The following is a 24620-nucleotide window of genomic DNA, read 5'->3' as shown; positions in this document are numbered from 1 at the left end:
TGCGGTTTATTCTAATGTAAAAGCAGCCTGCTGCACGTCGCGGGAGTTACCGCCGACGAAGACGTGGAAGGCACCCGGCTCGGCCACGAACTGCAACTCCTCGTTGTAAAACTTCAAGTCGTCGGGGGTCAGACGGAAGGTGAGCTGCTTACTTTCCCCCTTTTTCAGCAGCACCTTCTGGAAGCGCTTGAGTTCCTGCACCGGTCGGGAGCTGGAGCCCAACAGGTCGCGGATGTAAAGCTGGGCCACTTCCTCGCCATCATAATTGCCTGTGTTGCGCACGTTCACCGTCACGTCCAGTGCTTGGCCCGCCTTGAGCGTCGTGGTGCTCAGCGCGGGTTTACCGTATTCAAAGCTGGTGTAGCTCAGCCCATATCCGAACGGATAGAGCGGGGCATTAGGCACGTCCAGGTAACTAGACTTATACTTGTCGTCTGGCCCGCCCGTGGCCGGCCGGCCGGTATTTTTGTGGTTGTAGTAAATCGGCACCTGCCCCAGCACCCGCGGGAAGGTCATCGGCAGCTTGCCAGCCGGGTTATAGGCCCCAAACAACACGTCGGCGATGGCGTTGCCCCCCTGGCTGCCGGCAAACCACGTTTCGAGGATGGCGTCGGCATTTTGGTCCTCCCAGCTTAGGGTCAGCGGGCGGCCGTTCATGAGCACGAGTACCAACGGCTTGCCGGTCTTTTTCAGCGCCTCCAGCAGGGCCCGCTGCTGGCCCGGCAGGTTCAGGTCGGATCGGCTGGCGGCCTCCCCGGTCATGCCGGCGGCCTCGCCCACGGCGGCCACGATGACGTCGGCCTGCTGGGCTACCTGCACGGCTTCGCGAATCAGTTCCTCAGCCGGCCGCGCATCAAAGACCAGCTCGCCGCCACTAGAGTTGAGTTGGTCGAACAGGCGGCGGTCGTCAGTGAGATTGGCGCCTTTGGCGTAGGTGATTTTCACGCCCGCGCCCGCCACGTTGCGCAAGCCCTGCGCCAGCGAGACGGCCTGTTTCCATTCCCCAGCCGCTTTCCAGCTGCCAATCAGGTCACGCTGGCTTTGGGCCAGCGGGCCAATCAGGGCAATGGTGCCCGACTTTTTCAAAGGCAGGGTTTGCTTATCGTTTTTCAGCAATACGAAGCTGCGCCGGGCCACGTCGCGGGACGCATCCAGGAAGGCGGGCTTCATCAGGGTTTGTTTGGCCCGTTTCTCGGAGAGGCCGCGGTAAGGGTCCTGAAACAGGCCCAGACGATACTTGCCCTCCAGCACCCGCCGACACGCCTGGTCAACCTCGGCTTGCGTTACCCGGCCGCTTTTCAGGTCCTCGGCCAGGTGTTTGATAAATAGCTCACTGACCATATCCATGTCTACGCCCGCCTTCAGCGCCAGGGGGGAAACTTGCTGCTCGTTGCCCAGGCCATGGTCCATCAACTCGCTGATAGCGTTATAGTCGGTGGCCACGAAGCCTTGGAAGCCCCATTCGCCCCGTAGCAGGTCGGTGAGCAGCCAGCGGTTAGCCGTAGCCGGGCGGCCGTTGATGTCGTTGAAGGAAGACATGATCGAGCCCACGCCGGCCTCGACCGCCGCCTTGTAGGGCGGCAGGTACTCGTTGTACATCCGCTGGCGGCTCATGTCCACGGTGTTGTAGTCGCGGCCAGCCTCCGCCGCGCCATAGAGCGCGAAGTGCTTGAGGCAGGCCATGACCGTGTTGTTCTTCGTCAGGTCGTTGGTGGGACCCTGGTAGCCGCGCACCATGGCTTCGGCCACGCGCGACCCCAGATAGGGGTCCTCGCCGGCGCCTTCCACCACCCGGCCCCAGCGTGGGTCGCGGGCAATGTCGACCATGGGCGAATATACCCAGTGCAGGCCGTCGGCGGCAGCCTCCTCGGCGGCGATGCGGGCGCTTTGCTCGATGGCACCTAGGTCCCAGCTGGCGGCCAGGCCCAGGGGCATGGGGAAGAGGGTGCGGTGGCCGTGAATCACGTCGTAGCCCAGCAACAGGGGGATTTTCAGCCGGGTGTGTTTGAGGGCCTGGGCCTGGAGCTGGCGCACGGTGGCGGGGGTGTAGCTGTTGAACACGGCCCCGACTTTGCCTTGGCGGATGCTCGCTTCCACGCCCTGGCTCACTAGAGGCCCTGTTACGTCCACGCCCAGAGCCAGCAGATTCAGCTGCCCGATTTTCTCTTCCAGCGTCATCTTCGCCAGCAGCCCGTCAATGAAGATCTTCATCTTCGGGTCGTTGCTTAGCGCCACCGGACGCGGCGGCAACGGCTGTGCGTTAAGGGGAGTCGTTAGGTTCAGCGCCCCAGCAAGGGAGAGGACGGCGCAGATGTACTTGGTCATAAAATGTTATAAATCAATTATTCTGCTGTTAGGGCGGGCTGCTATTTTACGCATGCGAAACAGTCACCGCATTGTCTATTCATATGTGTTCCCCGGCTAGTAACGCGCCCTTCATCAAGCGCCTCCCCAAGCGAAACCGACAGGTGACGGTGCAGGGAAATGCCTGATGCAGGGCGCGTTATTAGCCGAGGAACAGTGACTTAAAATTCGCACTAAATACTTCCGGGGGAAATAAGTTCTAGCCTCATTTCACGGCGAGTTCGGTCACGGGCTTATCGGAATAGATGAATGCTTCGCCGAGGTTGCAGGGATAGTCCGGACTGGGGTTCAGTAGCTTCAGGCGCACGGTGTGCTTGCCTTTGGGCAGCTGATATTTCCAGCATAGCTCCAGCCGACGGGTGGTGAAAGCCGTGGGCAGTTCAATTACTTCCGGAGCCTTGCCGTCAAGCGTCATTTCCATCTTAAGCACGTAGTCGGATTTGGCAGCCCACTTGGCCGTTTCGCCCCGCAGCACAAACCCAATACCGTCGAAGTCAAACGTGTACTCGTCAGTCAGAGGCTTATTCACGCTAATCTTGCTAACGGGGAAATGGCCCGCGAAGCTCTCCTCAAACTTCACCGGCGTGGGCTCCTGCACCTTAATGGTCACTTGGTCGCCGCTTACTTTGCCGCCATTGCGCTCCACCATTTGCAGGGCCTGCTTGAAGCCGATGTCGTATACCTTACTCAGCGAGGTGGTCGTGTATTTGAACTCGAGGCCTTCCACATCGGCTAGGCCTTGCTTCCAGTAAGCCGGAATCTTGTCGTAGCCGAGAATAGTGCCGAGAATGCCGCCGGCCGACGAAGGGTTGCAGTCAGCATCCTGCCCGCAGCGGGTCGAGATGTTTAGCGTTTTGGTGAAGTCGCCGCCGCCGTAGAGCAGACCGATGACCACATAGGCCGAGTTGACGGTGGCGTCGATGTCGTAGGGCTTGAACACGCCATCGGGGCAGCCCAGGTCAGATGTCCACTTCTTCTGTACCTCAAACCAGGTCTGCTTCCAGTCGTTGGGATATTGCTTATGCCAGCGGATGACGTCGCTGATACACTGATGATATTTGCTCTGTTTGGGAATGGTTTTCAGCGCTTCCTCCACGATGTAGGGGATATTGTCGGAAGTGAAGGCCAGTGTATAGAGGGCCCCAATGTAAACGCCACCATACCAGCCGTCGCCGTAGTTCATGATGTGCCCGATTTTGTCGCTGACGGCTGAGGCGGCATTGGGCATGCCTGGCGACATGAGCCCGGCGAAGTCGGCCTCAATCTGGTAGTCGATGCAGTCGGCATGGGGGTTATTCAGCCAATGGCCCGATTGCGGCGGCTGAATACCGTGCAGGATATTGTAGCGACCAGCCTGGTTGGCGTGCCAGAGGGCGTAGCCGGCGTTGGCATAGGCCTTGGCAAAGGAGGTAATGGGCGCATCAAGTCCTTCTTTATCGAAGACTTCCACGAACGTCAGGTCCATGTAGATATCGTCGTACAGCCCTTGGTCCCCCGTCATCGTTTTCTTCAGGTAGCCATCGTACCACAGAATGGGCTGGTACTCCTGAATCATGGTGCCGTTGTATTTGAACTCCATGGGCCCGCCGTAGGTCACCCCGATGGTTTGGCCGGCCCAACCACCTTTGATTTTGTTTTGCAGCGCTGATTTGCTCATTGTCAGCGTTTTGCCCGCGCCCGTGGGCCTCGGGACCACGGCCTTTTTAGCCGGAGCTTGAGCCAGGGATACGGTAGCCGTGCAAGCCAAGCCGTAGACCAAGCCTGTAGTCCATAACAGTAGGTTTTTCATAACATTAGACTGTACTTGAGAGACGAGAGTGCAAGAGAAGTCACCTGAAAGCATTGCGGCAAGACAAATGCGGAATACTGGCCTCTGTCAATTAGCGGGCCGCAATAATCAGCACCAGCCCACCAATATAGCAGGCTAGCATACTATTCAGAATCAAGGGAGTGCCTTTGGGTGCGTTTTTAAATTCTTTCCAAATGACAATGCCCCAGATGGCGGCAACCACGGTAGCTCCCTGGCCCAGGCCGTAGGAAATAGCTGGGCCGGCCTTGCCCGAAGCGATGATGCTAAATGACATGCCCACGCACCAGATAACCCCGCCCAATACGCCCATCAGGTGGCTGCGGGCGCTGCCCTGGAAGTAATCAGCGTAGCTCACAGGAGTACCGCTGAAGGGCCGCTTCATCAATAGGCTGTTGAACAGGAAGTTGCTGAGCAGAATGCCCCCGGCAAAGCAGAACACAGCCGAGTACGGGCTGAGCTTACCAGCTTCGGGCACGGTAAAATCCGGAAACATGGAGGCTGCCACGTACTTGTAGAAGAAACCCATGAGCAGTCCCGCCACCACGGCCAGCAGCAGCCCCCGGCCCGATACCTGCTGGGCCTGCGCCGCCGCCCGGCGGTAGGCAAAGGCATTGAGCAGAATAGCCACCATCACCAGCCCCACGCCCAAAAACAGGAAGGTGGCATTACCCAGCGGGTTGCCCAAGTAGTTGACCACTACCCCGCACACCAGCGCAATGCCAATGCCCACGGGAAAAGCCACCGACATGCCCGCAATAGCAATGGCGGCCACCAGCAGAATATTGGCGGCGTTGAAAATGATGCCTCCCAGCACCGCCTGGCCGATGGCGGACGTATCTGCCTGCCCCAGGTCGGCCAGAAAGCCTCGCCCAGCTGTACCCGTGCTGCCCAGTGTGAGGCCGAATATCAAGGCGGTCAGCACGATGCCGAGCACATAGTCCCAATAGAAAAGCTCGAAGCGCCACTGTTGTGTGGCCAGCTTCTGGGTGTTGGCCCAGGAGCCCCAGCACAGCATTGTGACCACGCAAAAAACAACGGCCGTAGTGTAGGTTTCGATGATGAACATAGCGGTAGGTTTGATTGGTGGAGCGTAGTCTTCCTCTGGCTCCCTTCTTCCGAGAGAAAGAAACAAGACTTTCGCCTAGCTTTACAAGAGGGACACGAAGCCCTGATTCTGTTTTATTTCCTCTAAAGGCTAGTTTCCGCTCTCCGAAGAAGAGGCCAAGGCGTGAGGCGCCAACTCCCGGCGGTAGGGCGCCGAAGCCTGGGCCCCGAGGCGAGTGACGGAAATAGCTGCCGCCTGATTGGCAAAGGCCACGGCCGCCGCCAACGGAGCACCTTCGGCCAGGGCCACCGCTAAGGCGCCATTGAAGACATCGCCGGCGGCGGTGGTGTCCACGGGCTGGGTGCGCACGGTGGGCAGGCGTTGTGCACCGGCCGACGTGTAGAGGTAGGCTCCCTCCGCCCCTAGCGTGATAACCACGTTTTCGACTCCTTTTTCCAGCAACACGCGGGCCGCAGCCTCCAAGGATTCATCATCCGTGATGGCGATGCCCGTCAGCGTCTCCGCCTCCGACTCATTGGGCGTGATGAGGAACAAACCCTGGAGCAGTTCGTCGGGCAGCGGCTGGGCGGGGGCCGGGTTCAGGATGATGCGCTTGCCCTGACCGGCGGCCTGTCTAGCCGCCGCTACAACCGTGGGCAACGGCACCTCCAGCTGCATCAGCACCACATCGCAGCCGTCGAATGCCGGCGTAGCCCGCTCAATGTCCGCTGCGGTGAGAGCGCCGTTGGCGCCGGCAGCCACGACAATGTTGTTTTCTCCGTGAGCGTCTACTGTAATCAGGGCCACACCCGATGGATGGTCGGGGTCGGTCAAAATGTAGTCGGCAACCAGGCCTTCCTGCTGAAACTGCTGCCGCCCCTGCTGGCCAAACAGGTCGTTGCCGAGCTTGGTAATAAAGGTGACTTGCCCACCCAACCGGGCCGCAGCTACCGCTTGGTTGGCACCTTTTCCACCCGGATTCATCATAAACTGCTCCCCCAGCACCGTCTCGCCCGGCCGTGGAAACAATTTGGTTTTGATGACCATATCCGTGTTCGTACTGCCGATGACTAAGATATTGCTACTCATAGAAGAAAAGTTGGGAAAGGAATTATCTAACTCGAATGCATAGGATAGGCGCTAACGGCCTGCTATGCGGGAATCATGGCACTAGCCTAACATTAAGCCAGCCACCGCCTTACACGGCTCACCGATGTAGTAAGCACCATTATGAGCGCACCTGATAGTGACCAGCCGCGCACTTCAAAAATCAGCATTGCACTCCTTGACTATAATGACTGTAGGTTTTCAACCTTCGGCATAAGGAGTCAGTGAGTGATTACCAAGTAGTAGTCAGTGGCAGAAGTACTAGTTAAGAGTGAAAGCAAGCTACACACTTTCTTGCAAAGCATCACAACCAGTCAATCAGCTAGTTAAGTACCCTGCACGAACTATGTAGCGCAAGGCATTGTGGCTGGAAGTGCCCGTTACAGTGTCACGTTACCAGTCAGGCGGATGTCGCGTGAGGAACTGCCCACAAGCACATCGAACTTACCCGGCTCTAGGTGCCAAGCCTTTTTGGCTTCGTCGTAGTACTGGAAAGCGCCGGAATCTAGCGTCAGCGTTACGACTTTCGCTTCGCCGGGCTTGAGGAAGACTTTCTGGAAGCCTTTCAACTCCTTCTCGGGCCGCTTCACCGAAGATTGTTCATCGTGGACATATACCTGCACCACTTCGGCCCCAGCTACCTTACCGGTGTTAGTCACGGTGAGCTTCACCGTGGCGCTTTTGGTGCCGGGCGTCACGCTCAGCTTATCATACTTAAAGGAAGTGTAGCTTAGGCCGTGGCCGAAAGCGAACTGCGGAGCCACTTTGTAGGTATCGAAGTAGCGGTAACCCACGTATACATCATCCTTATAGGTCACCTTCAGCGGGTTGCCGGGCGTGCTGGGATATTCGCCTAGCTTGTGAGCAGGCGAGTCTTCCAGCTTCACGGGGAAGGTAAAAGGTAGCTTGCCGGAAGGGTTCACATCACCGAACAAGATGTGGGCCAAAGCGTTGCCACCTTCCATACCGGGGTACCAGGCTTCCACAATGGCTTTGGTTTGCCCAGCCCAAGCCGAGACGTCAATTGGACCGCCGCCCAGCAGCACTACCACCGTATTGGGGTTGGCCGCCAGCACAGCTTTCACCAGCTCATCCTGCCCAAAGGGCATGTTCATGTCGGGCTTATCGGTGTCCTCGGCATCGTAGGCGTTGTCGCTCCACTTAGTGTAATCATAGCCGTGGAAAGAGCCGCCCACAAAGACAACTACCTCGGCCGCTTTGGCAGCGGCCACGGCTTCGGCAATCAGCGCTGGGTCGGCCTTTTGGTCACGGGCAATTTTGTAGCCCTGCGCATAAGTGATGGTAGCCGTATTGCCCAGCTCGTTTTTGAGGCCCTGCAAGGGCGTAATTTCATACTTGCCTTTCAACTGGGCGCTGCCGCCGCCGCCGGCATTCTCACGCGTGGCATTGGCCCCGATGACGGCCACAGTTTTTACCGTCTTCTTCAGGGGCAGAATGCCGTCGTTTTTCAGCAGGACGATGCCCTCCTCTGCTACTTTCAGGGCGGTGGCTTGGTGTTCTTTGGTGTTGTGAGAGCCGGGCTGGCGCTTGGCCCCACCCAGCATGTTGGTAGCGTACATCACCCGTAGAATGCGACGCACTTTATCGTCAATCAGCGGCACCAGCGTGGGGTCTTTGCGGGCCGCATCCAAAGCAGGGGAGGCTAGGTAAAACCGCTCGTAAAGTGCGGGGGTATATATAGGCTTGGGGCCACCGCCGATTTGCCCGCCGTCTTGCGCAGTGCCCTGCGACGCCAGGGCCAAATCGGTGCCCATTTCCAGGTCAGTACCGTTGCGCAGGGCATCCATGGTGTTGTGCGTAGAGCCCCAATCACTTATTACCAGACCTTTGAACCCCCACTCACCCTTGAGAATGGTGTTCATCAGGTAGGCATTCTCGGTGGTATACTGACCTCGGAACTTGTTATAGGAGCCCATCAGCGAATAAACGCCACCTTGCTGCACAGCGGCCTGAAAGCCTGGCAGATAAATTTCCCGCAGGGCTCGCTCACTCATGTTTACGTCGACATCGCTGCGGTGAGTTTCCTGGTTATTGGCCGCGTAATGCTTCACGCAGGCCGAAACCCCTTGATCCTGCACCCCACGGATATACCCCACCACCATCTGCGATATCAGGTAGGGGTCTTCGCTCAGGTACTCAAAATTGCGCCCATTGAGTGGGGCCCGAATGATGTTGATGCCAGGGCCGAGGATTATGTCTTTGCCCCGGAAATTGGCCTCGCTGCCTAGCACCGTGCCATAGGCATAGCCCAGGGCTGGGTTCCAGGTCGAGGCGAGGGTATTGTTGGTGGGCAGATAAGTGCCCGCGTTGTTGGGGTTATCAACCGGTTTCCAGTCGCGGCCCTGCTCGGGGCGCACACCATGCGGGCCATCAGAGGTGCCTATTTCAGGAATACCCAGTCGTGGAATACCACCCGCCGCGAATGCCGAATTGGCGTGAATCATCTTCACTTTTTCCTCCAACGTCATCTGCTTAATGAGGGCGTTGATTTTGGTGTCGTTTGTTGTCAGCGCAGCTTGCTTATTAACGGTGGAACCAGAGTTTTTGGCCGATGCCGTAGCCTTTGTTTGGGCTTGGGCAACACTGGTTACCGCGTAGCAAAAGGTGGTGCCCAACAGGGCTGCTAAACGTGGGAATTGCATAAGGATGCAGGGCAATAATTTAAGGAGTAGACGAGGAAGCTGAAGCCGATGACGCAGGTGCAAAACGCGCTCAGCTATGCCGGCCAGAAGCTGGGACATTATTTGCGCGAAGAGTGGTCAATCGGAGGACAGGCGCGGTAAAGCTAACTGACGAAACGTTAGTTTAACAAAGCTGATGTGCATAAGGGCTTTTTTTACATGCCCTCTTACCAGTGTTATAGAACTGCCGAAGGTGAACATAGTGTATTTATGCTAAATTGATTTAGCTTCTTGTTAGGGAATATATTACAACTAATTTTGACGCGCAGTTGAAAACACCCGCTACTTTTGTGGTCACTCACTTACGGGGCTTTCAAGGCGAATATTTGCAGCAGACTGCTGGCCCTGGTCCATCCCTAGAATTCCCCTGCAACATATGAAAACCTTACGCATCACTTTCTGGGGCCTGCTGCTCACTGGGTTCCTGACGGTGTCCGCGCACCGCCCGCCCACGGACCCGCCGAAGTACCTAAACCCGCAGTTCAGCACGAAGGAGCGGGTGAGCGACTTAGTGAGCCGACTTACGCTGAAGCAGAAGGTGAAGCTGCTTATGTATACGGGCACGGCCATCGACAGCGCGGGCCTGCAAGTGCCGGCCTACAACTGGTGGAACGAGTGCCTGCACGGGGTGGCCCGCGCCGGCAAAGCCACGGTCTTTCCCCAAAGCATCGGCCTGGCCGCTACCTGGGACCCGGCCCTGGCCGGCCGCGTGGCTTCCGCCATTTCCGACGAGGCGCGGGCCAAGTACGAGCAGTTTTCCCAGGCCGGCAAGCGCGGCATTTACCAAGGCCTGAACTTCTGGACGCCCAACATCAACATCTTCCGCGACCCGCGCTGGGGCCGGGGCATGGAAACCTACGGCGAAGACCCGCTGCTCACCGGGCAGATGGCGGCTTCGTTTATCAAAGGCATTCAGGGCGACAACCCGAAGTACTACAAAGCCATTGCCACGGTCAAGCACTTCGCTGTGCACAGCGGGCCCGAGGCCACGCGCAGCCGCTTCGACGCCCAGGTCAGCGACCGGGACCTGTACCAGACCTACACGCCGGCCTTCAAAACCTGCATTCAGGACGCCAAGGCCTACTCGGTGATGTGCGCCTACAACCGCTTTCGGGGCGAGCCTTGCTGCGGCAGTAATTTCCTATTGAACAACGTCCTGCGCCAGCAATGGGGCTTCAATGGCTTCATCGTCACCGATTGCGGGGCGGTCTCGTTCTTTCACAAGAAAGGCATGCACGAAGTGGTGCCCACGCCGGAGCAGGCCGCCGCGCTGGCCATTAAGGCGGGCGTGGACTTGGAGTGCGGCAGCACCTTCAACGCCCTCGACAAGGCCTTAGCCCAGAAGCTGGTGACGGAGGCTGAGCTGGATGTGGCCCTCAAGCGCTTGTTTACGGCCCGCTTCAAGCTCGGCTTTTTCGACGACCCGAAGGAAAATGCCTACACGAAGATTTCCTATTCGACGGTGGAATCGGCCGCGCACGTGCAGCTGGCGTTAGAAACGGCGCAGAAGTCCATCGTGCTGCTCAAGAACCAGAACAACACGCTTCCGCTGGCGAAAACCCTCAAAACCCTGGCCGTGGTGGGGCCGAACGCCGACGACGAGGAAGTGCCGCTGGCCAACTACCACGGGTTTCCCTCCCAGGTGGTGACGCCGCTGGCCGGCCTGCGCAACCGCCTGCCGAACACCAAAGTTCTCTACGCCAAAGGCAGCCGCCACACGGCCGAAGTGCCGTCGCTGGACCTCGTGCCTACCGAGCATCTGTTCACCACGGCCGACGCCAAAACTCACGGGCTAACCGCCGAATATTTCTCCAATAGCAAATTCGAGGGCAAGCCCGCGCTCAGCCGGGTGGATAAAAACGTTGATTTCTATTGGATTAATGACCTACCGGTCAAGACCTTCGACCGCCAGAATTTCAGCGTCCGGTGGCGGGGCTACCTCAAGGCGCCCGTGTCGGGCCGCTACAGCCTGGGCGCTTACGGTTTCGACAAAGGCGAACTGCGGTTGAATGACAGCCTGCTGTGCCGCATCGACGACGAGCACGAGGCCCACTTGCTTTATAAAGACGTGACGCTAGAGGCCGGCAAAACCTATAAGCTGGAGCTGCGCTTCGCCAGCACCAAGCCCGCGCCGGTCATCAAGCTGAAGTGGGAAGTGCCCAACCAAAACCTGCAAGCGAAAGCCCTGGAAATTTGTAAGAAGGCCGACGCCGTGGTCATGTGCATGGGCCTCTCGCCCCGCATCGAAGGCGAGGCCATGAAAGGCTTTGCGGTGGACGGCTTTTTCGAGGGCGACCGCACCAAGCTCAAGTTGCCGGATGCCCAGCTGGAGTTGATACAAGCGGTGCAGGCGCTGGGCAAGCCGGTGGTGCTGGTGCTGCTCAACGGCAGCGCCGTGGCCGTGAACTGGGAAAATCAGCACCTGCCGGCCATCGTGGAGGCCTGGTATGGCGGGCAGCAGGCCGGCAACGCCCTGGCCGACGTGCTCACCGGCACCGTGAACCCCTCCGGCCGCCTGCCGATGACCTTTTACACCTCGGAAACGCAACTACCGGCCTTCGACAACTACGACATGAAAGGCCGCACCTACCGCTACTTCACCGGCCAACCGCTCTACGAGTTCGGCTACGGCCTGAGCTACACCTCGTTTGCTTACTCCGGCCTGAAAGTGGCCGGCACGGCCGCCATCGGCCAGCCCGTGACGGTGAGCGCCGTGGTGAAGAACACGGGGAAAATAGCCGGCGATGAAATCGTGCAGCTCTACCTGGCCAACACCACCAGCAAGAACCAGCCCGAGCTGCGTACGCTCAAGGGCTTCCGGCGCGTGAGCCTGAAGCCGGGCGAGCAGCGCACCGTGACCTTCCAGCTGGCGCCGGCCGACTTCTCCACCATCAGCGACGCGGGCCAACGGGTGCTCAACCCCGATGCTTTCACCATTTCGGTGGGCGGGCGGCAGCCCACCAAAGCAGCGGCCGGGCAGTTCGTTACCCAGACCCTTACGCTCACGGGCACCGCGCAAACGCTTAAGCTCTAACCTCACTCCTCCCCTTTCGCCGGCGACACCACGCCCCGGTTTTTCTTTGACCACATGCCCTGTTTGAATCCTCTGAAAACGCAGTGTAAAAACTACCTTATCCTTTGTTTCTTGCTCGTGCTTGGCGGGCGGGCGCGGGCGCAGTTGCTGACGCAGCCGGGCACCTTCGCGGTCGGGTGCAACTACTGGGCCTCGCACGCCGGCACGCACATGTGGCGCGACTGGCGCCCGGAGGTGATAGAAAAGGATTTGCAGCAGCTCTCGGAGAACGGCATCAAGGTGATGCGGGTGTTTCCGCTGTGGCCCGATTTCCAGCCCATTCACAAGGTGTACGCGGGCGAGGGCGGCGTTAAGTACATCGGCTGGGCCAACGGCCAGCCCCTGCCTCCCACCGGCGTGGGGGCCAATGGCATGAGCGAGGAGCAATTGCAGCACTTCGAGGCGTTTGCCAAGCTGGCCCAGAAATACAACATCAAGCTGGTGGTGGGGCTGATAACGGGCTGGATGAGCGGGCAGCTCTACGTGCCGTCCGCGCTGGAAGGCCGCAACATCCTCACCGACCCGGAAGCGCTGGTGTGGCAGCAGAAATTCATCACCACGTTCGTGCACCGGCTCAAAAACCAGCCCGCCATCCTGGCCTGGGACTTCGGCAACGAGTGCAACGTGATGGGCAAGGTCGACAATCACCACCAGGCCTACGTGTGGTCGGCGATGCTGGCTGGCGCCATTAAAAGCGCGGACCCCACCCGGCCCATTGTCTCGGGCATGCACAGCCTGAGTGCGGAGGACAACGCCCCCTGGCGCATTGAGGACCAAGCGGCGACCACCGACGTGCTCACCACCCACCCCTACTCGCTCTGGACCAAGTATGCCAGCCAGGACGGCGTGAACACCATGCGCACCATCCTGCACGCGGCGGCCGAAACCCGCCTCTACGGCGACATCGGCGGCAAGCCGGCCCTGACCGAAGAAACCGGCGTGATGGGCCCGATGACGGGCGGCGAGAAAGAGAAAGCCGCCTTCGCCCGCACGGCGTTGTTCTCGAACTGGGCCCACGACTGCATGGGCACGCTCTGGTGGTGCGCCTACGACCAGCTCAGCTTTGCCTACCCGCCCTACAACTATGCTTCGGTAGAAGGCGAGCTTGGGCTCATCAAGGAAGACCGCACCGTCAAACCCGTGCTGGGCGAGTTCAAAGCTTTCAGCGGCTTCCTCGACCAACTGCCCTTTAAAGCCCTGCCGCCGCGCAAAACCGAAGCCGTGTGCATCCTCACCGAAGGGCAGGACACCTGGGCCGTGGCCTACACCAGCTTCGTGCTGGCCAAGCAGGCGGGGTTTGACTTCAAGTTTCAGAAGTCTGGGCAGGAGCTGGCCGAGGCGCCGCTCTACCTGTTGCCTTCCCTAAAAGGCATTGACCCTTTTCGCAAAGACTACTGGCTGAAACTACTGGAGAAGGTGCAAGCTGGCGCAACGCTGTACATGTCGCTCGATGATGCCTACCTGCCCACCTTCAACGAGCCGCTCGGGGTGAATGTGACCACCAACGCCAAGCGGCGGGGGCAACTGGCGTTTGCCGCCAAGCTTGCGGGCAAGAACGTAAAATTCAGCACCAACGCCGAGCGCAAACTCTCGATTGACCCCAAACAGGCCACCGTGCTGGCCAAGGAAGCGGACGGCAACCCAGTTTTCGTGAAAACTGCCTACGGCAAAGGCCACATCTACTTGCTCACCTTCCCGCTGGAGCAAAACCTCACCACCCAAACCGGCGCCTTCGACGCGGGCCAACCGGCCTACGCCAGCCTCTACCGCGAGCTGGCCCGGCCCCTGCTCGCCGAGCGCGTGCTGACCCAACCGAACCCCTTCGTGGGCGTGACGGAACACGCCGTGAGCGACACCGAAAAAGTAGTCGTGCTCATCAACTACAGCCCCACCAACGTGTCGACCACCGCCCAGGTAAAAAACGGCTGGGCCGTCGCCGGCAGCCTTTACGGCCCGAAACCATCCTCCCTGAGCTTGCCGCTCAAGGCCAACGATGCCTTGGTGCTAACCCTTCGCAAGAAATAAGTACATGAACCACTTTGCCAAGATTGTAGAAACTGTTTCCCTGCCGACGGCCCTAAAATGCACGCTGCTGGCCGGCGCGCTCACCTGCCTTAGTGGCGCGGCCCAGGCCCAGAAAACCGGCGTCGAATGGGTGTCCACCACGCCCACGGCCCCTTGGGTAACCCAAACCGGGCTGCAAACCGCGGCCGGTTCCGCCGTCGCTGCTTCCGTTGTTGCTGCCGATTCTGTTACGGCCGAAATCAATGTAACGCAGCCCCAACAGGCCATCGAGGGGTTTGGGGCGTGTTTCAATGAGTTGGGCTGGACTTCGCTGAGCGTGTTGGCCCCGGCCGACCGGAAAACCATCATGCGGGAGTTGTTTGCGCCGGGCGTGGGGGCCAACTTCACCATCTGCCGGATGCCCGTTGGGGCCAACGATTTCTCGCGGGACTGGTACTCGTACGACGAGACGCCCGGCGACTTTCAACTGAAAAATTTCAGCATTGCCAACGACGAGCAGACCCTTATTCCCTTCATCAAGCAGGCGCAGCAATACAATCCCAAGCTCAAACTTTGGGCTTCGCCCTGGAGCCCGCCCACCTGGATGAAGTACAACGGCCACTACGCCGCGGCCGTGGTGAAGCCCGAGGACGCCCAGCGGGTCAGCAACGGCCTCAAACCCGAGCAGGCCGGCCGGGAGGGCACCAATATGTTCCGGCAGGAGGATAAGTATCTGGCGACCTACGCCCAATACTTCGCCAAGTTTGTGGAAGCCTACCGCCAGCGCGGCATCCCCATCAGCATGGTGATGCCCCAGAACGAGTTCAACTCGGCCCAGATATTCCCGAGCTGCACGTGGACCGCCGCGGGCCTGTCCCGCTTCGTAAGCCACCTGGGGCCGCTGATGCAACAACAAAAGGTGGACGTGTTTTTCGGTACGATGGAGCGGGCAAACGAGGCCTTGGTCGACAGCGTATTAGCCAACCCAAACAGCGGCAAATACATCAAGGGCGTCGGCTTTCAGTGGGCGGGCAAGGGCGCCATTGCCGGCATTCACCAGCGCTACCCCAACCAAACGCTCTACCAGACGGAGCAGGAATGCGGCGACGGCCAAAACGACTGGAAATACTGCACCTACGCGTGGTCGCTGATGCGGCACTACCTGACCAATGGCGCCAACGCCTACCTGTACTGGAACATCTCGTTGCGCGAAGGCGGCATTAGCCGCTGGGGCTGGCGCCAAAACTCGCTGGTGACGGTGGACGAAGCCAAGAAGACCTACCGCTTCAACCACGAATACTACCTGCTCAAGCACGTGAGCCACTACGTACAACCCGGCGCCAAGCGCCTAGCCACCAGCGGCCCTTACACCGACCTGCTGGCCTTCCAGAACCCCGATAAAAGCCTGGTATTGGTGCTGCGCAACAAGACTGCGGCCCCTCGCACAGTGTACTTGAAAGTAGGAGCCCGTTCGCTGGCTCCCCTGCTCAAAGCCGACTCCTTCAATACGTTGGTACTGAGGTAGCGCGGCCGAAGCCCTTTCTGCGCAAGCCCTAACCCGCGCCGCTATGAAAACTGACTCTATTCTTCGCTCCCTGCTGGCTTGCTGCCTGTTGCTGAGCGGGGCCGCAACGGCGCAGGCCCAAGCCCCGACCTGCACCGCGCCCGACCCTGATTTCCACCTCTATCTGCTGATGGGCCAGTCCAACATGGCTGGCCGCGGGCCGCTGACGGAGGCGCTACAAGCGGTGGGCCACGCCCGGGTGTTCATGCTGAATGCCCAGGGCGAGTGGGTGCCCGCTCGCCACCCGTTGCATTTCGACAAGCCGGAAATGGTGGGCGTGGGACCGGGCTTAGCGTTTGGCATGGCGATGGCCGACGCCAACCCAGACGTGCGCATTGGGCTGGTGCCGTGCGCGGTGGGCGGCACCAGCATCGCCAAATGGCAGCCCGGCGTTTATGATGAGGCCACCAAAACTCACCCCTATGACGATGCCGTGGCCCGCATTAGCGCCGCCATGCGCTGCGGCGTGGTAAAGGGCATGCTCTGGCACCAGGGCGAATCCGACGCCAACCCGACCGGCACGGCCGCTTACCTGCCCAAACTAACCGAGCTTATTGGCCGGGTCCGGGCCTTGACCAACCAACCCGCGCTACCCGTGGTGGCCGGGGAGGTGGGTCGCTTCAAGGAAGCCAGCCTCCTTTTCAACGCTCAACTGCTGACCCTGCCAACCATGGTGCCGCGCACCGCCGTGGTCACCTCGGAAGACCTCACCGATAAGGGCGACCACGTGCATTTCAACGCGGCCTCGGCCGATGAGCTAGGGCGGCGCTACGCCAGCCAGATGCGGGCGCTTCAACAAGCCGCCCCAGCACCAAAAGAGCGGCGAAAGGGCAAATCCAAGGTTGAAGCGGGTCGTTAGCCGTAGACCCCACCCCCGGCCCCTCCCCTCCGGAAGAGGGGTGCGTTCTAGCAGAACAGTCGTCTGGCTCCCCTCTCCCGGAGGGGAGGGGCCGGGGGTGGGGTCTACGGGGCCAAATCCAAACTAAGTCTTTTCACGAAAGCTCAACCATGGCACTTTTACGCCTACTTTTTCAAGGCCTCGCGCTGGGCATACTCGGCACCCATAGCCGCGCGCAAGCCGCGCCAGTGGCCCCGCCCAAGGCGCCGGTTGATTGGGTGGACCCTTTCCTGGGCACGGCGGGCGACGGCAACGTGTATCCCGGCGCTACGGTGCCGTTCGGGTTCATTCAGGTGGGGCCCGACACCGGGCCGGGCAGCTGGGCCGGGGGCTACAAGTTCACCAAAAACATCGATGGGTTCTCGCAGCAGCACATCAGCGGCATGGGCGGCCCGTTGTTTGGCGAAATATCGGTGCTGCCCATGACGGGCGCCTTGCAGAACCCGAGCAACATCTGCTCCACTGGCAAATCGGCCGAAACGGCCACGCCGGGCTACTACGCCGTCACGCTAGCGCCCTGGAACGTGCGCGTGGAGCTGACGGCTACCCGCCACGTGGCGCTGCACCGGCACACGTTTCCGGCCCATGCGCAGTCGCGGGTGTTGGTGGATGTGGGGCACGTGCTGTACGGCACCGGGGCGGGCTGGAGCTCCGCCAAGCCCATCGGCGGCGAAGTCAACGTAGATGCGGCGGCCCGGGAGGTGTCTGGGTTTATGGAATACCAGGGCGGGCGGAGCACCCGGAAATGGAAGGTTTACTTCGCGACGCGCTTCGATACGCCCTTCGGTTCCTCCGGCACCTGGGACGACGCCGGCACCCTGACCGACGGCGCACCGCAGCGCCGCGGCAGTGAAATTGGCGCTTACCTCAACTTCGCCACCAAGCAAGGGCAGGTGGTCAATTCCAAAGTTGCCGTGTCGTATCGGAGCGTGGAGCAGGCGCGGGGCTATTTCGCGGAGGTGCCCAAATTTGATTTCGACCGGGCTCGCCAAGCGGCGCGGGCTGAGTGGAGCAAGGCCCTGAATACCATTCAGGTGGAGGGCGGGACCGACGCCCAGCGGCAGCAGTTCTACACGGCGCTCTACCGGGTGCACCTCACGCCCAACGACTGGACCGGCGAGGCGCCCGCCGCCTACGGCAACCAACCCTACTACGAGAACCTGCTCTGCCTCTGGGACACGTTTCGGACGCCCTATCCCCTGCTGACCCTGATTCAGCCCAAGGTGCAAACCGACATCGTGAACAGCATCATCGGCTACTACACTCACAACGGCTGGACCGGCGACGCCCACAGCGCCTGGGCGTATGAACACGTGCAGAATGGCTCTAATGCCGACGTCATCATTGCCGATGCTTACGTGAAAAAACTGCCCGGCATCGACTGGAAAACGGCCTACCAGGCCATCCGCAAAAACGCTTTCGAAGACGACAACCCCACCGCCAACTACCGGCCGCAGAAGGGCCGCTACCACCTCAACGACTACCGCCGCTACCACCACGTGCCCACCGACATCGGCACCAACAAAGATGTGCAGGCCGTGTCGCGCACCCTCGAATACGTGTACGACGACTACGCCGTCTGGACCCTGGCCAAAGACCTGGGCACGCCCGAAGACGTGGCCGATTTGCAAAGCCGCCTGCGCTGGTACCAAAACCTGTGGCACCCCGAAACCGGCTTCATGCGCGGCAAAACCCGCGACGGCAACTGGCACGCGCCCTTCGACCCGCTCCTGGCCGAAACCGGCCGCCAGTACTACGAAGGCCACGCCTGGACCTGGAGCTGGTACGTGCCCCACGACACGCAGGGCCTGATAAACTTGCTCGGCGGCAACCCGGCTTTCGTAGAAAAGCTGACCACCGCCGTCGACCAGCATTACGAAGCCTACAACGAGCCCGGCATGCTGCAAACCTACCTCTTCACCCACGCCGGCCGCCCCGACCTCACGCAGTTCCACATCCGCAAGGCGCTGGGCAACTTCGCCACCGGCCCCGCCGGCCTGCCCGGCAACGACGACAGCGGCACGACTTCAGCCTGGCTGGTGTGGGCCATGCTGGGCATCTACCCCAACGCCGGGCAGGACTTTTACTACTTCGGCAGCCCCACCTTCACCAAAGTCACCATCCGGCTGGGCAACGGCAAGCAAATTGTCATCAACGCGCCCGCCAGCTCGGCCACGGCCAAGTACATCAGCCAGGCCACGCGCAACGGCAAGGCTTGGAACAACGCCTGGTTCCGGCACCGCGACATCAGCAACGGGGCCGAATTCACGCTGAGCATGAGCGACCAGCCCGCTGTCTGGGGCCGGGACACCCCGCCGCCTTCCCTTTCGGCACGTCCTTGAGCGAAGGACTTCGCATTCTGCCACGCTATTTTAGATAGGTGACCCAACTACGCAGCGTCGGCAGTATCGTTGATTTAGCAGGTGGGCCCCAATCAGGCCGGCGGAGGCAGCATATTGCACGAACTGCATCCAGGGCCAATGCTCAGCCAGCAAGGCGGCAGCAGTGAATAGACCAAATAAAAGCCATAGAGCCAGTCGGAGTCGCGGCGCTGATTGCCGCCAGGTAGCCACTGCCACCAGCACGCCGCTCAGCACCAGAAAGCCAAGTTCCCAGTGTTCGGCCGTGGCGCCCGCATTCTGGGTACCCCACCAAGTCAGCAGCAGTGGTCCAGCGGCGCAATGTATTCCGCAGAGCACGGCATTCAGTACCCCACCGTAATCGGCCGCCCGACGCAATAAACTGACCTTACCTGGACTAAAATGAGGGATAATATCTTCCGTCACTGACTGAACTTCTGTGCTAACCTCGCTCGCACTCCTAGTAACAACGGCAGCCTTTAAACCCTCGTGAGTGTAAATGTTATGGTTGGGCGAGGTGACTGGGGCCGCTACCAGAGAGCCACTAAACACGGCGACGGGCAGTTTTTTCACGGTATTGATGCTAATTGGCATTGGTAAAGTCTTGTTTGAGGGCGCAAGTACGCAAGAAGCGGCCACAATTGCAACTATGTTGCAATTGTGGCCGCTTCTTTTTATTCAACAACTCTCGCTCGTCCCGGAAGCCAGTCATGAATTCGAATACTCAGCGTGTTCCGACTACGGCAACTTAGAGCAAGTTGGGCAAGGCCTTATGGTGTATCGGCCACTGTGCCGACCTTGCAACGGCAATACCCTGTCATGGCCATGGCTTCGGTCGTGAGTTGGAGTGGTGCCAAACGTTTCTTTTTGCTTTCTTCTACTGCTACAAGGGCCATGAAGTTTCCTTCCAGCATTCAGGCTACCTCTTTTATCATTGCCTTGAGCACCGGCTTGCTGGCGGCCTGCACGCCAGCAAGCAAGAGGGAAGAGCAACCTATTACTTCCCATGCTCAACTTGGGGCTGAACACACCGCCATGGAGGCCGACCACCAGCACATGGAAGAAGCAGACTCAGTGATGGAGGCCGACCATTTCGCGGCCCTTGCTGCCGCCAGGGCCAAGCAGCAAGACCAGACGCCAGCCTTCCAGGTTCTGGAAACGCGCCACCGCGCCTTCATGGCCCGATGCCGGTGGGTGATGCAGCACCACACCCAGATACTGGCCCGCCACGCCGAACTGGAAAAAAGTCACGCCGCTGGTCGTGTCTCCCTCGCGCAGATGCAGGCCGACCATGCCATTATGCAAGCCGAAGACGAGCAGATGAAACGGGAGCACCGCCAGCTAGTAGAAGCCCACAAAAAAATGGAGCAGGAACACACAGCCTTGCTAAACAGCCAGTCACAACCTGCTAAATAACACCGCCTGCCAAAGGTGCAAAGTATCTGGCGCTGGTCCACGTTGTACACCAACTTGCCCTCAACCAGCTCAGTCACTTTCTGCTGCCCCATTACGGTCACTTCGCGCAGCAGCTTGATGGAAGACAAGAGTAGCGCGGGCTGACCGGGCCGCACGGGGAAAGTGGGGCTGGTCGGCTTCAGGCCAACGGCTGTGGCGCACAACAGGTAGCCCCCACCAGCTACGCCTATCAGCTCGAAATGCCCAACCACGTCGGTTTGGGTGCTAGCCACGAAAGCACTGCCGGGCAGGTGCAGCGGCTAGCCCCACAGCCGGGCGGCTAAGCAACAGGACGCTCGCCCCAAAGCCAGGCATACAAGCAAAGATGGTCGCATAGGGAAGCAGAAATAGTGGTAGAAATCAGAGCCCCGTCAACACCGAAAAGAGGACTTGCGCGAATAGCACATTGGGGCGGTGTCGGTGCCCTAGCATTCCATTTAACTCTTGGCTGCACCACGTTAGCTGCGCAGGTGGCGGGGCAGGTTCCAGTAGCCCAGGGCGAAGACCAGCCCGGCCAGCGCGGCCAATTGCGCTACGCCCCCAGCCAGCCGGCGCAGGTAGCCGGCAGGTGGCGGGGCCGGCCGGAACTGCGGGCGGCGGGCTTAGTCGGCCACGGTGAGGGCCTGGTTGCGGAACAGACGGGGATAGTAGAAAGCCACAATGCGCTGGTGGAAAGCGGGCAGCTGGCCCAGGAAATTGAGGTAGGTAGCCAGGTCGGTGCGGGCGGTTTGGCTGAGCAGGTTTTGGGCATGCACGGCAGGGTTCACCACATCGAAGCGGGCGGCCAGCTGGTCGCGGGCGGCCACAGCCTGCAGGTAGCCAGCCACCAGCGGGCGGTTGTCGAGGTCATTGAGCTGCGTGAAGGCGGCGTAGCCTTTGGCCGATAAGTTGGGCTGGTACAGAGTAGCGGCGGGCACGGCCAGGGCGGGCTGCTGGCGCAGATAGCGGCGCACCACGGCCCGCACGGCCCGCTTATCCTGCTCATTGTCGATGCCACGGCGACGCACCAGCGGGGCCAGCACGGAGCTATCAACCGAGCACCGCCAGGGCCGCGCTCAGGCCAGCCGGCAGCACCAGCAGAAACAGCAGCCACAGCCCCACGGCCGCTAGCGCATTCACCGCCGAGTCGCGGTTGAAGGAGGCTACCGCCCACACCACGGCGAACCAGAAGGCGCAATTGCTGGCCACCGTCAGCAGCCAGAGCAGCATTCCGGCTCCGTCGCGGCGCACGCTAGCACCCACCACCGCGAAGCCCAACAACGACAAGCCTTCGGCCAGTGCCATTACCAGCAAAAACCCAAACAGCAGCATACCCAGCAGCAGACGGCGCACCGATGCCACCTGCACCCGCAGCAGGGGCAGCACACCGCTTTCCTTCTCACCGGCCATCAGGGCGTAGCTGAGGGCAATGATGAACAGCGGCAACAAATACACCAGCACGAAGGCCAGATCGAAGTTGCCGACCAGCAGCTTCAGCGGGTTGGCTAGCTCATTTTGGAAAAGCTGGTAGTACAAGCTCATGCCCGTGAGGCGATAATGGCCGGGGTTGAGGTCGCGCTGCCCCACCACTAGCGGAGCCAGGGCCGAGGCTGCTTGCCGCACCACGTAGCCCTGCCGGTGCCAGGCAAAGCTAGGGTCGGTGGCTTCCTCAAACTTGTCTTTCTCGGTGGCTACGCTGGTATCGGCCTGGAAAGCTTGCTGGTAGTCGGCCCACTCGGTGCGTGTGGTTTCGTCCAGTTGCGCCAGCGTGGCCCGCTGCACGGCCAGCTGCCGGTGGCCGTAGTAGATGGCATAGAGCCCAAACAGAGCTAGCCCGCCAAACAAAGCCAGCTGCAGGCCATTGCGACGGAAGTGCAGCCACTCGTACTTGAGAATAAGTTTCAGCATGAGCAAGGAGTAAAAAATCGTGACGCTCCGGGCTACAGCGCCAAGCGCCGCGTGGCCAGGTGCAAGGCCACCGGCAAGGCCAGCACCCAGAGCAGCAAGGCCAGCAACTCGGCCCCGTAGTGAGGCAGAGTGCGAAGCAGCGTGGGCAGATGGTAGGCAAAATCCGGCACTGCGGCCCACAGCGCCGCCCCTTTGTGATACTCATAAAACCCACCGTATTTGGAGTGGCGGGCGGCATCATCGTTGAGGCGCGCGATGAACCGGGCGCGGTAGTCGGTGGCCTGCTGCTGAAAGTTGAGACTGGTGTAGAGGTCGGTGCCCGCCAGGGCCATGCTCAGGTTGCGCACAGGTAGGGGTCAAAAAAGCTGGCGGCCGTGCCCAGGCGGTTCTGCGCTTCGAGGGTGCGTACCAACGCGGCGCGGTGGCGGGCCTGCACCCGGTCGTGGTAGGCTTCGTGGGCCTGCGTGGCCAGCCACTCAAAGTTGAATGGCAGGCGCTGCACCGAGTCCACCCCATAGGTTTGCAAATACACCCGTTGCAGGCGGGCTTTGCGCTCGGCCTTGGGCAGGTCGCCGGGCAGGCCCTGGTCGGTTTCTTTGTTGATGCCGTCCTGGTAGGCTTGCAGTGTGGGCAATGGGTAACGTTGGTCGCCGAGGGCCGCAGCGGTTTTGGGCAGCACCACGGCAAATACTAAGCGTGAGCAGCGTGAGTAAGGCATTGCGCGACGAGCCCGCCCGGGCCGACACCAGCACGCACAAGCATACGAAACCAAAAAAATAGGCCGCGTACACCGCTTCCAGCCCCAGCAGGCGGCCCACTACCTCCCCTCCTGCCGCGCCATATCCCAAGCCCAGGCCGCCCACCACGGCCAGAGTGGGCAGCAGCAGGGCCAGTACCAGCGCGTAGTAGGCCAGCACCTTGCCCCAGGCCAGCCGCCGACTGCTCACGCCCTGGCTTAGCAGCAGGCGCAAGGTGCCACTCTCCCGCTCCCGCGTGATGGCCCCGAAACACAGAAATATCACCAGCAGCGGCAGCAGCACCTGCAACACCAGCGCCCCCGACAGCTCCCCAAACCGAATCAGGGCCGAGTAGTCTTGCGCCGGCCGAAACATGAATTCGTGCTGGTAGTGCGCCTCCAGGTACACCGAGGTGCCCGTGTAGGCATCCAGGCCGTAGTCGAAAAAGCTGAGCCCGGTTTTGGGCTTGAATACGAAGGTGCCGAAATGAGTAGCAATGTGCGGATGCTTTTCGCCCTGCCCCAGCCATTCGGCCCGGCGCTCGGCCTGGGCGCGCGCCATCTGCTCGCGCTGCTGCCGGAAGCCCGCGTAGCTAGCGACTCCCGCGGCCAGCAACAGCCCGGCCACCAGCAGCCCAAATACGAACACCTGCCGGTTGCGCACGGCCGTGCGCAGCTCTTTGAGTACGATGCGTCGTAGCATAAGTCACTTATTAAGAACGCCCTGCTTTGCGCCGCATGACAACCAATTAATCTACCTCATCTGCCATTAGTTGAAAGCCAGCTATTCAGGCATGCATGTGCTGCAAATACAGCTCTTCCAGCTCATTATAGTCCACGCGGTTGGCTTCGAAGGATTCGAGCAACCGGCCCTCCCGCATGATGCCGATGTGGGTGCCGGTGTCGCGGGCCCGAAACAGGTCGTGGGTGGCCATGAGCGTAGCCACGCCCCGCTCGCGCAGGCGCAGCAGCAGCTCCGAGAATTCGTTGCTGGCCTTGGGGTCGAGGCCAGAGGTAGGCTCGTCGAGCAGCAGGGCCCTGGCGTCCTTAGCCACGGCCAAGGCAATGCCTACTTTCTGCCGCATGCCCTTGGAGTAGGCCGCCACGCGCCGATCGGCGAAACCGGCTTGCAGGACGGCTTCGCGCAGCAACTCCCCCAACTCACCATGGGAGGGCTGCTTACCGGCCAGTCCGCAGAAAAAGGCCAGATTTTCCCGCCCCGTCAGGTCAGGGTACAGCATCAGGTTTTCGGGGATGTAGGCCAGGTATTGCTTGCTGCTCTCGCCTTGGGTTTGCACATTCAGGCCATTCACGTAGGTCGCTCCGCCCGAGGGCTGGATGAAGTCGAGAAACAAGTTGATAGTTGTGCTCTTGCCGGCCCCGTTGGCTCCGAGCAGGCAGTAGATTTCGCCGGGCTGCACCGTGAGATTCAGCGGGTGCAGGGCAACAATGTTTCAAATTTGGCAAGCCCTCTTTGTAAATGCAGCAATGTTTCTTTTAAAAAATTCTGATGTATTGTAAGAATACGAGCTTAACCAAAGCTGTGTAGAATATTACACCTTGATATTCAGAAATAATACGGTATAATGTGCTTTCAAAAGCAGCATTGTTGCTG

Annotated in this window: 16 protein-coding genes and 1 pseudogene; 6 read left to right on the top strand and 11 right to left on the bottom strand. The window is 60.3% G+C overall.

What is annotated here, in order from left to right:
* Positions 1–6: 6 nt before the first annotated feature.
* From bglX to WX88_RS05580, 5 genes are all read right to left on the bottom strand, one after another.
* The gene (gene bglX, locus WX88_RS05600) at positions 7–2325 is read right to left on the bottom strand and encodes a beta-glucosidase BglX (RefSeq protein ID WP_052732380.1); all 2319 of its coding nucleotides are present in this window, start codon (positions 2323–2325) and stop codon (positions 7–9) included.
* A gap of 244 nt (positions 2326–2569) precedes the next feature.
* Positions 2570–4153: an ADP-ribosylglycohydrolase family protein gene (locus WX88_RS05595; protein ID WP_046243339.1), complete on the bottom strand. Its 1584-nt coding sequence runs from the start codon at positions 4151–4153 to the stop codon at positions 2570–2572.
* Positions 4154–4244: 91 nt separating this feature from the next.
* Positions 4245–5240 (bottom strand): GRP family sugar transporter, encoded by a 996-nt coding sequence (locus WX88_RS05590; RefSeq protein WP_046243338.1) that lies wholly within the window; start codon positions 5238–5240, stop codon positions 4245–4247.
* 129 nt (positions 5241–5369) lie between these two features.
* A complete protein-coding gene (gene rbsK / locus WX88_RS05585) occupies positions 5370–6308 on the bottom strand; it encodes a ribokinase (RefSeq protein ID WP_046243337.1) in 939 nt (312 codons plus the stop codon).
* Positions 6309–6706: 398 nt separating this feature from the next.
* On the bottom strand, positions 6707–8989 hold the full coding sequence (locus tag WX88_RS05580; protein ID WP_082115864.1) for a glycoside hydrolase family 3 C-terminal domain-containing protein: 2283 nt from the start codon (positions 8987–8989) through the stop codon (positions 6707–6709).
* Positions 8990–9404: 415 nt separating this feature from the next.
* Here WX88_RS05580 and WX88_RS05575 point away from each other — a divergent pair, with 415 nt between their 5' ends.
* From WX88_RS05575 to WX88_RS05555, 5 genes are all read left to right on the top strand, one after another.
* Positions 9405–12062, top strand: a complete 2658-nt coding sequence (locus WX88_RS05575; protein ID WP_052732379.1) for a glycoside hydrolase family 3 C-terminal domain-containing protein — start codon at positions 9405–9407, stop codon at positions 12060–12062.
* Between the two features lie 117 nt (positions 12063–12179).
* Positions 12180–14126, top strand: coding sequence for a glycoside hydrolase 5 family protein (locus WX88_RS05570; RefSeq protein ID WP_231590648.1), 1947 nt, complete (start codon positions 12180–12182; stop codon positions 14124–14126).
* 4 nt (positions 14127–14130) lie between these two features.
* Positions 14131–15630 (top strand): glycoside hydrolase family 30 protein, encoded by a 1500-nt coding sequence (locus WX88_RS05565; protein ID WP_082115863.1) that lies wholly within the window; start codon positions 14131–14133, stop codon positions 15628–15630.
* 43 nt (positions 15631–15673) lie between these two features.
* Positions 15674–16528, top strand: coding sequence for a sialate O-acetylesterase (locus WX88_RS05560; RefSeq protein ID WP_046243336.1), 855 nt, complete (start codon positions 15674–15676; stop codon positions 16526–16528).
* Positions 16529–16677: 149 nt separating this feature from the next.
* Entirely contained in the window at positions 16678–18909 is a 2232-nt protein-coding gene (locus WX88_RS05555) for a GH92 family glycosyl hydrolase (protein ID WP_046243335.1), read from the top strand.
* A 30-nt stretch (positions 18910–18939) separates the two neighbouring features.
* Here WX88_RS05555 and WX88_RS29390 read toward each other — a convergent pair whose 3' ends face one another.
* The gene (locus tag WX88_RS29390) at positions 18940–19500 is read right to left on the bottom strand and encodes a MerC domain-containing protein (protein WP_197076681.1); all 561 of its coding nucleotides are present in this window, start codon (positions 19498–19500) and stop codon (positions 18940–18942) included.
* 321 nt (positions 19501–19821) lie between these two features.
* On the opposite strand from WX88_RS29390, the gene WX88_RS05540 reads away from it, so the two are divergent.
* On the top strand, positions 19822–20343 hold the full coding sequence (locus tag WX88_RS05540) for a hypothetical protein (protein WP_046243332.1): 522 nt from the start codon (positions 19822–19824) through the stop codon (positions 20341–20343).
* Positions 20344–20984: 641 nt separating this feature from the next.
* Here WX88_RS05540 and WX88_RS05535 read toward each other — a convergent pair.
* The 5 genes and pseudogenes from WX88_RS05535 to WX88_RS05515 form a co-directional block, all read right to left on the bottom strand.
* Positions 20985–21404 carry a DUF3526 domain-containing protein gene (locus tag WX88_RS05535; RefSeq protein WP_046243331.1) on the bottom strand — a complete coding sequence of 140 codons (420 nt, stop codon included), beginning with the start codon at positions 21402–21404 and terminating at the stop codon, positions 20985–20987.
* 7 nt (positions 21405–21411) lie between these two features.
* On the bottom strand, positions 21412–22269 hold the full coding sequence (locus WX88_RS27255) for an ABC transporter permease subunit (RefSeq protein WP_052732377.1): 858 nt from the start codon (positions 22267–22269) through the stop codon (positions 21412–21414).
* 32 nt (positions 22270–22301) lie between these two features.
* Positions 22302–22801 (bottom strand): annotated as a pseudogene (locus WX88_RS31315) (DUF3526 domain-containing protein).
* Positions 22746–23708 (bottom strand): ABC transporter permease, encoded by a 963-nt coding sequence (locus WX88_RS05520; protein ID WP_052732375.1) that lies wholly within the window; start codon positions 23706–23708, stop codon positions 22746–22748. Before WX88_RS05520 ends, WX88_RS31315 begins: the two are co-directional and overlap by 56 nt.
* 85 nt (positions 23709–23793) lie before the next feature.
* Entirely contained in the window at positions 23794–24438 is a 645-nt protein-coding gene (locus WX88_RS05515) for an ABC transporter ATP-binding protein (protein WP_316932312.1), read from the bottom strand.
* Between the last annotated feature and the right edge of the window lie 182 nt (positions 24439–24620).

It is taken from the genome of Hymenobacter terrenus, assembly GCF_000972495.1.
Lineage (GTDB): Bacteria > Bacteroidota > Bacteroidia > Cytophagales > Hymenobacteraceae > Hymenobacter > Hymenobacter terrenus.
This window is presented reverse-complemented; position numbering and strand designations above follow the sequence as displayed.